Origin of the sequence: Anabaena catenula FACHB-362 (assembly GCF_014698735.1) — a bacterium.
GTDB lineage: Bacteria > Cyanobacteriota > Cyanobacteriia > Cyanobacteriales > Nostocaceae > Anabaena > Anabaena variabilis_A.
Genome location: NZ_JACJTQ010000087.1, coordinates 1 through 7,527, shown reverse-complemented (window position 1 = coordinate 7,527; position 7,527 = coordinate 1). Strand labels below are relative to the sequence as shown.

Sequence of the window (7,527 nt, the reverse complement as noted above, 5' to 3'; positions counted from 1 at the left end):
GTTTGATAATATCTGTCGCTTTTTAGCAGAGTCATTTTCAGCCGATTTCGCCACCTGGTTAATCGGTGAATCTATTGAACTCACCCAACTCAGTCCATCAGAATTATCCCTATCAGGATGTATACATTTCTGACAAGTGAAGGTTATTCGTCATTTATCAATAAGCAATAATATTCAAAATGTCGTGAAAAATGTGCTTTTAGCTACGCATATCACAGACATGATTAAATTAAAACCCTTTTAGTAAACGTTGAATAGAAACTTTAATTTCTGGAAATGCTAACGGAGATATTTCACCTAAAGTCAAGGTTAATTCTTGGAAATAATCACTATCATGCGATGATAGTCGTCTAAACTCCATTTAGCAGCAGTAACTGTCATGGTGAGTTTTCCTTGCATGCAGGGTGTGATTTTCATTTTAAGCTCAAAATTCAATACAAAGATGAGACATTAGGCACTGCCGAACTGGATAATACAACCCATCTTCAGCCTGAAATTTCCACCCCAACCCACTAGTACACTGCGGCGTAAGTAATTGAATGAACCATTTTTAAGCCTTGTAATCAAATTTTCGTAGCTTTGAATGGTCATCTTATTTACGCCGTGTTGTACTAGTGCCGGAGGCGAACTGCTTGCAGCAGCGTCAGTTCCCTCCGGGACGCTCCGCGTTGGCGTTAGCCTTGCGTTAGCAATACGCGATGGCGTACCCGCCCGCCGGAGGCGATCGCTTGTGTCTTATGCTTTGTTTCTCTATCAACACTGCAATGCAGGATTGAACTGAAGTTATTGCCTATGGCAGGCAGTGCGCGGGAGGGCAATATTTTCTTGAGGGACGACTATTATGTTCCAGGACGGGAGCGAATATGATCGGGTATATGATAGCGGTCGCCTAATATTTCCAACAAAGGTCCATTTACGTCAAATTTAACCATACTTACCGAAGCGACCAAAATATTTACCCGATAGCGATAGCGTCCCAAATCAATTCCTAGTAAACTGCAAAGCATAATCCGAATCGTGGCTTTATGGGCAACTACTAAAACATTACCTTGGGGATGTTTTTCTTGAATTTCCGCAATTACAGGCATAGAACGGTTAGCAATCTCTACCGCAGTTTCTCCACCAATGGGTGCATTCCAAGCAGGTTCTGTCAACCATTTTACATAGTTTTCTGGGTAATTTTCTTGAACAAACGATTTACTCTTGGTTTCCCATTCACCGTAACTACCTTCTCTGAGTCCTTCCCGCACCTGCATCTCCATACCAACAGCATCACAAAATGGCTGGGCAGTGGCAATAGTGCGTTTCATCGGGCTAACATAAACCGCTGACCAATTCAACTTTTTATAAACATCAGCAAAACTCTCTGCCATCTGCATCCCTTCAGAGGTCAATTCTGCATCAGTTGCACCGCAGAAATTACCACTTTGACTAAAAGTAGTTTCGCCATGTCGCAGTAAATATAAATTGAGTGTCATAGCTGGCGATGAGGATAAAAGAGTTTGTGCAAAAATAAAATACCATCAATCTCGCAATCGAGTATGTGACACCAGGACAAAGAAATCCACCAACAAAGTCAATTCCCTCACAAACTTTGGCCTGCGAGTTCAAATGCTAATTTTCTTAGGGGAAAATAACAAGACTGGGGAAAAACGGTCTTGAGGACAGCGTGCAGGATTAATTCAAATTGGTTTACCCACTGTTTGTTGCTACTGTACCTCACTAAGCTGAGAAAGGCTATATTCTTATGCACAGAAGAAAATAACTTATGGAGATATAGAACAAAGATGGTTAGTTGTGCAAAGTCAAGATAGAAAAAAATCTGACTTAAATAAATTATCAAAGAAATTAGAGCAGCGTTAAAATCCTTAAACTATACTGTAAAAAATCAATTGGTAAAAGCCATCAACAATCCAAATATGCGGTGGATATTTCAATGTTTTCAATCAGTTCATCTTGTTAATTTTCAACAAAAAACAGACTTTTATAATTTGACATCTGAAATGAAATACATTCTCCTATTTCTCCCAGAAGGCTTGCCGTAATTACTACAGATATATAAGTTGATTTATTAACCAATACCTTAGCCAATTTACGAGGGTGAAAAGATGATGCTTTAACCATTAACTCCCATTTATCTGAGGCTTGGCAAAAACAATCAGTCCTAAAAATTCCTTTAAGGTTTCCTACAAGGTTTTTTTAACGTATTAACCGTAGGATAAGGGTTTGGGATGACAAACTACCTTTTTATCGAAACGCCTATGTATGCTTAGTTTTGCCAGTGCAAGCCAAAAATTATCAAGGCTCTTTTTTTGGCTAAGGTATTGCCAAGCTAATTGATTTGGTCCTGGTTTCACATGATGGATACCCAGAATTTGATGATTAATTACTCCTTCTACTAAATTGAACAACCCAGCACCTATGAGCAAAGAACCACCAAATGTTTGTGATAACCAAGGAACATCAGCACGCCCTCCTGCCCGCCACAGCAAGGTTACTCCAATTACAGTTAATACCCAATCCAAAGCATGAAATAAACCATCCCACACCATGTTTACGTCCGTATTTGTATCGGTAGTCAGGGGACGAATACTGCTTAACATATGATGCCACTGGAAGATTTGATGAAGCAGGATACCATCTACAAAACCACCTAGCCCTAAACCTAAAAAAATTCCAGCAGTAATTAGTGGTAAACGTTTAGGAAAAACCTGAATATTTGCTGCCATTTTTAAACCTACAGACAGTTTTCTCACCAAAATAGACTTGTTTTGTTATTAATTTCTTCTACCTAGAGAGCAATACTAGCCATCAATTTCAAGTGTTCACTATCTGCTCACACCTACATATACAATAATTGTGAACTGACAAGTCAGCCCTGGCGATCTCGCTTTGCACAAAAGAGGGGATAAAAACGAACAGCTTTTCGTCCTACAAAGGATAAATTAATTTATTAATGTTACTAAATATACTTTTAGGTATTGGTTTCTATGAAATAATCTATACCTAAATCAAACTCATTTGTTAAATTCACCACAAATGTAGAAATAATCAAGGTTTTAGCTATATTCTGTCATCTTACAAACTGAGGTTTTGTACTATTTGTTGCTCACGGCACTGTCCCTAGGTTTACCCAATTAGGAAAATAAAGAGGTGCAAAAATGACTGGCAGTAAAAGAATTGAAATTCGCAAGTTAGATTCAATGACAGTCGGAATGGTTTCATTTTACTCTTTAGCTAGTAGTAATCAAACTACGTTGGTTCATGTTTCTGGTAATTTTATAGATAATATGTTTGTGCATAGACATCAAACGGATCAATTATTAGTGGTGAAGGGACAGATTTTAATAACTACTCTGCACAACCGTGAATATCAATATACATTTTTGAATGAAAAAGAACCAACAATTATTACAATTCCTCCGGGGGTATTACATGGTGCAATTAATCTTAGTAAAGAACCTTGTATAGTTGTTAATGCTGTTTTACAGCACGGGCAAAGCGATGAAAAAGATTATCGTCCTGTGAAACCTCCTATACCCTATGATATAGATTGGGCAAAAAAATTATTTAGAGAACATAGTTTTTCTAATTGATTTATAGCATCAGCAATCGCTCTGTTAATCCCCAATACCATATTTTTACCTCTTTTATCCATCCTCAAACTGTCTAATATTTTATACATACAACTCCTATTTAACAGAATTTTCTGTTCTAATCAATAGCAGCTTATTCCCACCAGCCACAAATCGGGGACTGTGTTGCCCAGGTTTTGAGGAGAAATGTGATCCATGGATCACATTTTTGAGTTGCTTTCCTCGCCAGGCTTGTGTGTACACCGTAGCTACCGATACTGGAGCATGGGGTAAGCCATTGGGAGTTGCAGAGTTGGAAATTTAAGGCTAAGATAGTAGTTACACTCGTAATTACATTGGCGAAAGTTAAATGATCCAAACCTTAAAGTTACGCAAAATTGGTAATTCAGTAGGGGTGACTTTTTCTAAGGAGTTGTTAGAAAAACTCAATCTTTCCGAAGGAGATACCGTATTTGTGACGGAAACTGAACATGGACTCCAGCTGAGTCCTTATGATCCTGAGTTTGAGAAAGCAATGGATATTTATCGGCAAGGTAGCCAGAAGTTTCGTCAGGCGTTGAAGGAACTCGCTAAGTGAATGAACCGACCTGGCTAACTGAACAGATGGTGCTTGCTATCCATAAGGATTTAATTTCTCAGTATGGTGGGTTATCTGGGGTAAGAGATAGCCCGTTATTAGCAGCGAGTTTAGCCCGTCTCCGGCATCGGTTTTCCTATCAGCCGGAAGTTTCGCTCCTGGAATTAGCAGCGGCTTATGGTTTTGCTTTGTGTAAAAATCATCCTTTTGCGGATGGCAATAAGCGTACAGCTTTTATGGCGATGTATGTTTTTTTGGGGGTGAATGCTTATGGTTTCAATGCACCAGAGCCAGAAATAGTATTAGTGATGGAGGGTTTAGCATCTGGGGAAATTGACGAAAATGCTTTGCAGGTTTGGTTAGGAAAATATGCTGGTGAATTGCTATGAAACGAGAAAATTTAATTGCTTTTTTAAAAGCTCATGGGGCAGAGATTCGAGGTTATGGTGTAAAATCTCTGGCTTTATTTGGTTCGGTAGCAAGGGATGAAGCCACGGCTAAAAGTGATATTGATTTATTAGTGGAGTTTGACGGAAAGGTGACGTTTGACTGTTACATGGACTTAAAGTTTTTTCTGGAGGATAGTTTGGGATGTCCCGTAGATTTAGTTAGCAAGAAGATGTTAAAGCCTCAAATTAGAGATGCTGTTGAAACAGAGGCAATCTATGTCTCGTAGTCTCAGACTATATTTTGAGGATATTTTGAACAGCTGTCACAAGGTTTTGCGTTATACAGAAGGTATCAGCTATAACCAGTTTTTTGAAGATGAGTTAAGGTTTGATGCTGTGCTGCGAAATCTGCAAATTATTGGCGAGGCCATCAAGCAAGTGCCGACAGAAATTAGAAATCGTTATCCTACGGTAGAGTGGCGGAAAATAGCAGGTTTAAGAGATATTTTAGCTCATGCTTATTTCAGTCTCGAAAATGAAACGATTTGGGACATTGTGCAAAATAAAGTTCCACTTCTGCAAGAACAAATTGAGGTTATTTTTCAACAAGAATTTGGCGATGGTTAAATTTTTGAGGAGTTGGGAATTTAAAATCAGAACTAAAGTTTTAGGGAATAGGAAACTTTATGTTCCCTTTTTTTTGTGATCTTGAAAAAACCAAGATCAAGAAAATTAACCTTTCTTCGATCTATTTTTTCGACGAGATTCTTTCTGCATTTTTTTCTTTTTATCAACTTGACTTTTATTTTTATTTAATGTTAGAGTAAACCCCTTTACACTAATGGGAGAATTATCTTTTTTATTCGGCTTATCTGCTCGAAAGCAATTCAAAGACTCCATTTCTAATATTGTATCATTAATCAAAGTATAATGCTGTTTGTTATGCAGTTTTTGTAACGCTGCTTCCACACCCATTTTTAGAGAATTATTGACATTATTTTCATCTATAAAAAACCTTTCTATTAAATCTTCTTCAAAAGCTCTATCTATATGCTCTTTAAGTTCAATAGCACAGATATCACAACTATTAATCACTAATTTATTCCACATATAGTAATTATCTTTTTCCAGCTTGCTTAAAAAAAGTTCCTCAAAATATTGGATGACCTGTTCTCTAGAAATAATTTTTTGAACAAGTAATATTACTAAGGATTTTAGAGCAGCACCTCTCACAAATTTATTAACTGCTGGATTTTCTATCAGTTGCTGAATAGGGTCAAGATTTCCGTGACTGACACCAAGCAAGAATTCTACCTAAATCTTCAGTTACTACATCTCCGGTTACATCTAGGGAGATATCCCCCGGTGTCGAAAAAAAATCGACGATGATAGGATAAGATTTAAATTCTCTAAATTGTGCTAGTAAAAACAGGGAATAAATATGTAAAAAATAATCTGGTTCTTCTAATAAATCTTCTAGATTATTTTTGCATTCTTCTAAAGTCGCTAATAACAAAGGAGTAATGGATTCCTGTTCTTGAATGGCTCTCTCTAAAGCCAAACGAGGGAATTTACCAGTGTTATTTTCTAGTTCTGATAAAATTTCTTCTAGTTGCATTTTCAAGCTAAATTGTTGGCTGACATTAAAATCATATACTAATAATTAGGCAAAAATTAAGTAGAATGGCGTAAAAAAACCGTAGACGCGGAGCGGCTTCTCGGAGAGTAGTATGTAACCGAAAGTAAAGTTGCCCAAAAAGCTTTTCCCTTCTGCCTTATCATCACGACAATTTTCAACACCGACCTACACCTGTCAGCTGCTCCCTGCCCCCCTGCGTTTACAAATACGGGATATTTCTTTATTTGGAAGTTTCTTGCGTGGTTTGGGGATGTTGAAATTGGTTACAAATTATCAAAACCAACATCTCGTAATTGAATTTAGTGTAAAAACTCCCTAAACTGACAAAAGGTATTAGTCAGGTCAAAAGGGTTCGCTCTGAGTGCATCATGAATCAAAATTATACATTTAAATTTAACTCCTCCACAGCTTTAGAAGCACTCAAAGCAGGTAAATACGACCCCCTTGACTTTTACGAAGCACGTCTAGACCTATTTAAACTCTCGGTCATGGCAGACTATGACCAGTTAGTGTGCCTTCCCACCCTCACCTCTATTGACAAATACTGGTATCAAATTGAAACAGCCCGCAAGGTTCTTAGACAACTGGGTGGACGGGCATTGTTAGCAGATGAAGTCGGTTTGGGCAAAACCGTTGAAGCTGGAATTATCTGTGCTGAGTATTTAGCTAGAGGCATGGTACAGTCCCTACTCGTACTCACTCCCGCATCCCTGGTTTCTCAGTGGCAATTAGAATTAAGTGAAAAATTTAACATTGCCACTATTACCACAGATAACCGTGACCCCCAACAACCCCTAGAAGATTTTTGGACGCAGAATCCCCGCATTATCGCTTCACTCAACACGGCTAAATCTGCCAAACATTTTGCTCATGTCACCGGTCGTACCTGGGACTTGGTAGTTGTTGATGAAGCACACCACCTCAAAAATCGCACGACTCTTAACTGGAAATTGGTAAACGCCCTTAACAAGCGGTTTATCCTCATGCTGACTGCAACCCCAGTCCAGAATTCGCTGATTGAACTATTCAATCTCCTGACTCTACTCAAGCCAGGTTTACTGCAAACAGAAGTTGCGTTTAAAAAAGAATACGTTGATTCCAGAAATGGACGTATTCCCAAAAATCCGGAAAAACTGCGTTCCTTGATGCGGGAAGTGATGGTACGCAATACCCGTGCTTTGGTAGATGTGAAGTTACCAAAACGATTTGCTACTACAATAGACATCTCCGGAAATAGCTAAAGTGTTACTGCCACTGCTTTTAAAAGTGAGATGCCCCAATGCAAAGGTAGCTGGCTGGTACGCTAAAATAAGCGTTAGAGATGCC

10 protein-coding genes are annotated in these 7,527 nt (G+C 38.4%); 6 read left to right on the top strand and 4 right to left on the bottom strand.

Translation table 11 applies throughout. From position 1 onward, the window contains the following. Window positions 1-839 precede the first annotated feature (839 nt). Entirely contained in the window at window positions 840-1,478 is a 639-nt protein-coding gene (locus H6G68_RS26250; RefSeq protein ID WP_190909271.1) for a histidine phosphatase family protein, read from the bottom strand. 729 nt (window positions 1,479-2,207) lie between these two features. Further along, window positions 2,208-2,729, bottom strand: a complete 522-nt coding sequence (locus H6G68_RS26245; protein ID WP_190909270.1) for a DUF2243 domain-containing protein — start codon at window positions 2,727-2,729, stop codon at window positions 2,208-2,210. 432 nt (window positions 2,730-3,161) lie between these two features. Here H6G68_RS26245 and H6G68_RS26240 point away from each other — a divergent pair, with 432 nt between their 5' ends. The 5 genes from H6G68_RS26240 to H6G68_RS26220 all read left to right on the top strand — a co-directional run bounded on the left by H6G68_RS26240 (window position 3,162) and on the right by H6G68_RS26220 (window position 5,189). Then, on the top strand, window positions 3,162-3,596 hold the full coding sequence (locus H6G68_RS26240; RefSeq protein WP_016953658.1) for a hypothetical protein: 435 nt from the start codon (window positions 3,162-3,164) through the stop codon (window positions 3,594-3,596). A 349-nt stretch (window positions 3,597-3,945) separates the two neighbouring features. Continuing rightward, window positions 3,946-4,173, top strand: a complete 228-nt coding sequence (locus H6G68_RS26235) for an AbrB/MazE/SpoVT family DNA-binding domain-containing protein (protein WP_190909269.1) — start codon at window positions 3,946-3,948, stop codon at window positions 4,171-4,173. After that, complete coding sequence (locus tag H6G68_RS26230; protein WP_190909268.1) at window positions 4,170-4,562, top strand: type II toxin-antitoxin system death-on-curing family toxin; 393 nt, start codon at window positions 4,170-4,172, stop codon at window positions 4,560-4,562. The genes H6G68_RS26235 and H6G68_RS26230 overlap by 4 nt, the downstream gene beginning before the upstream one ends. After that, window positions 4,559-4,849: a nucleotidyltransferase family protein gene (locus H6G68_RS26225; protein WP_016953655.1), complete on the top strand. Its 291-nt coding sequence runs from the start codon at window positions 4,559-4,561 to the stop codon at window positions 4,847-4,849. The genes H6G68_RS26230 and H6G68_RS26225 overlap by 4 nt, the downstream gene beginning before the upstream one ends. Further along, entirely contained in the window at window positions 4,839-5,189 is a 351-nt protein-coding gene (locus H6G68_RS26220; protein WP_190909267.1) for a HepT-like ribonuclease domain-containing protein, read from the top strand. Before H6G68_RS26225 ends, H6G68_RS26220 begins: the two co-directional genes overlap by 11 nt. Window positions 5,190-5,294: 105 nt before the next feature. Here H6G68_RS26220 and H6G68_RS27760 read toward each other — a convergent pair whose 3' ends face one another. Beyond that, window positions 5,295-5,867, bottom strand: coding sequence for a DUF1186 domain-containing protein (locus H6G68_RS27760; RefSeq protein ID WP_277925564.1), 573 nt, complete (start codon window positions 5,865-5,867; stop codon window positions 5,295-5,297). Continuing rightward, window positions 5,839-6,180 carry a DUF1186 domain-containing protein gene (locus tag H6G68_RS27755; protein WP_277925563.1) on the bottom strand — a complete coding sequence of 114 codons (342 nt, stop codon included), beginning with the start codon at window positions 6,178-6,180 and terminating at the stop codon, window positions 5,839-5,841. The genes H6G68_RS27760 and H6G68_RS27755 overlap by 29 nt, the downstream gene beginning before the upstream one ends. Before the next feature lie 389 nt (window positions 6,181-6,569). On the opposite strand from H6G68_RS27755, the gene H6G68_RS26210 reads away from it, so the two are divergent. Continuing rightward, complete coding sequence (locus tag H6G68_RS26210) at window positions 6,570-7,442, top strand: DEAD/DEAH box helicase (protein ID WP_199332734.1); 873 nt, start codon at window positions 6,570-6,572, stop codon at window positions 7,440-7,442. Window positions 7,443-7,527 lie beyond the last annotated feature (85 nt).

Coding starts and splice junctions, on each gene's coding strand:
- H6G68_RS26250 (WP_190909271.1), bottom strand. CDS start 1,478: ATGACACTCAATTTATATTTACTGCGACATGGCGAAACTACTTTTAGT.
- H6G68_RS26245 (WP_190909270.1), bottom strand. CDS start 2,729: ATGGCAGCAAATATTCAGGTTTTTCCTAAACGTTTACCACTAATTACT.
- H6G68_RS26240 (WP_016953658.1), top strand. CDS start 3,162: ATGACTGGCAGTAAAAGAATTGAAATTCGCAAGTTAGATTCAATGACA.
- H6G68_RS26235 (WP_190909269.1), top strand. CDS start 3,946: ATGATCCAAACCTTAAAGTTACGCAAAATTGGTAATTCAGTAGGGGTG.
- H6G68_RS26225 (WP_016953655.1), top strand. CDS start 4,559: ATGAAACGAGAAAATTTAATTGCTTTTTTAAAAGCTCATGGGGCAGAG.
- H6G68_RS26220 (WP_190909267.1), top strand. CDS start 4,839: ATGTCTCGTAGTCTCAGACTATATTTTGAGGATATTTTGAACAGCTGT.
- H6G68_RS27755 (WP_277925563.1), bottom strand. CDS start 6,180: ATGCAACTAGAAGAAATTTTATCAGAACTAGAAAATAACACTGGTAAA.
- H6G68_RS26210 (WP_199332734.1), top strand. CDS start 6,570: ATGAATCAAAATTATACATTTAAATTTAACTCCTCCACAGCTTTAGAA.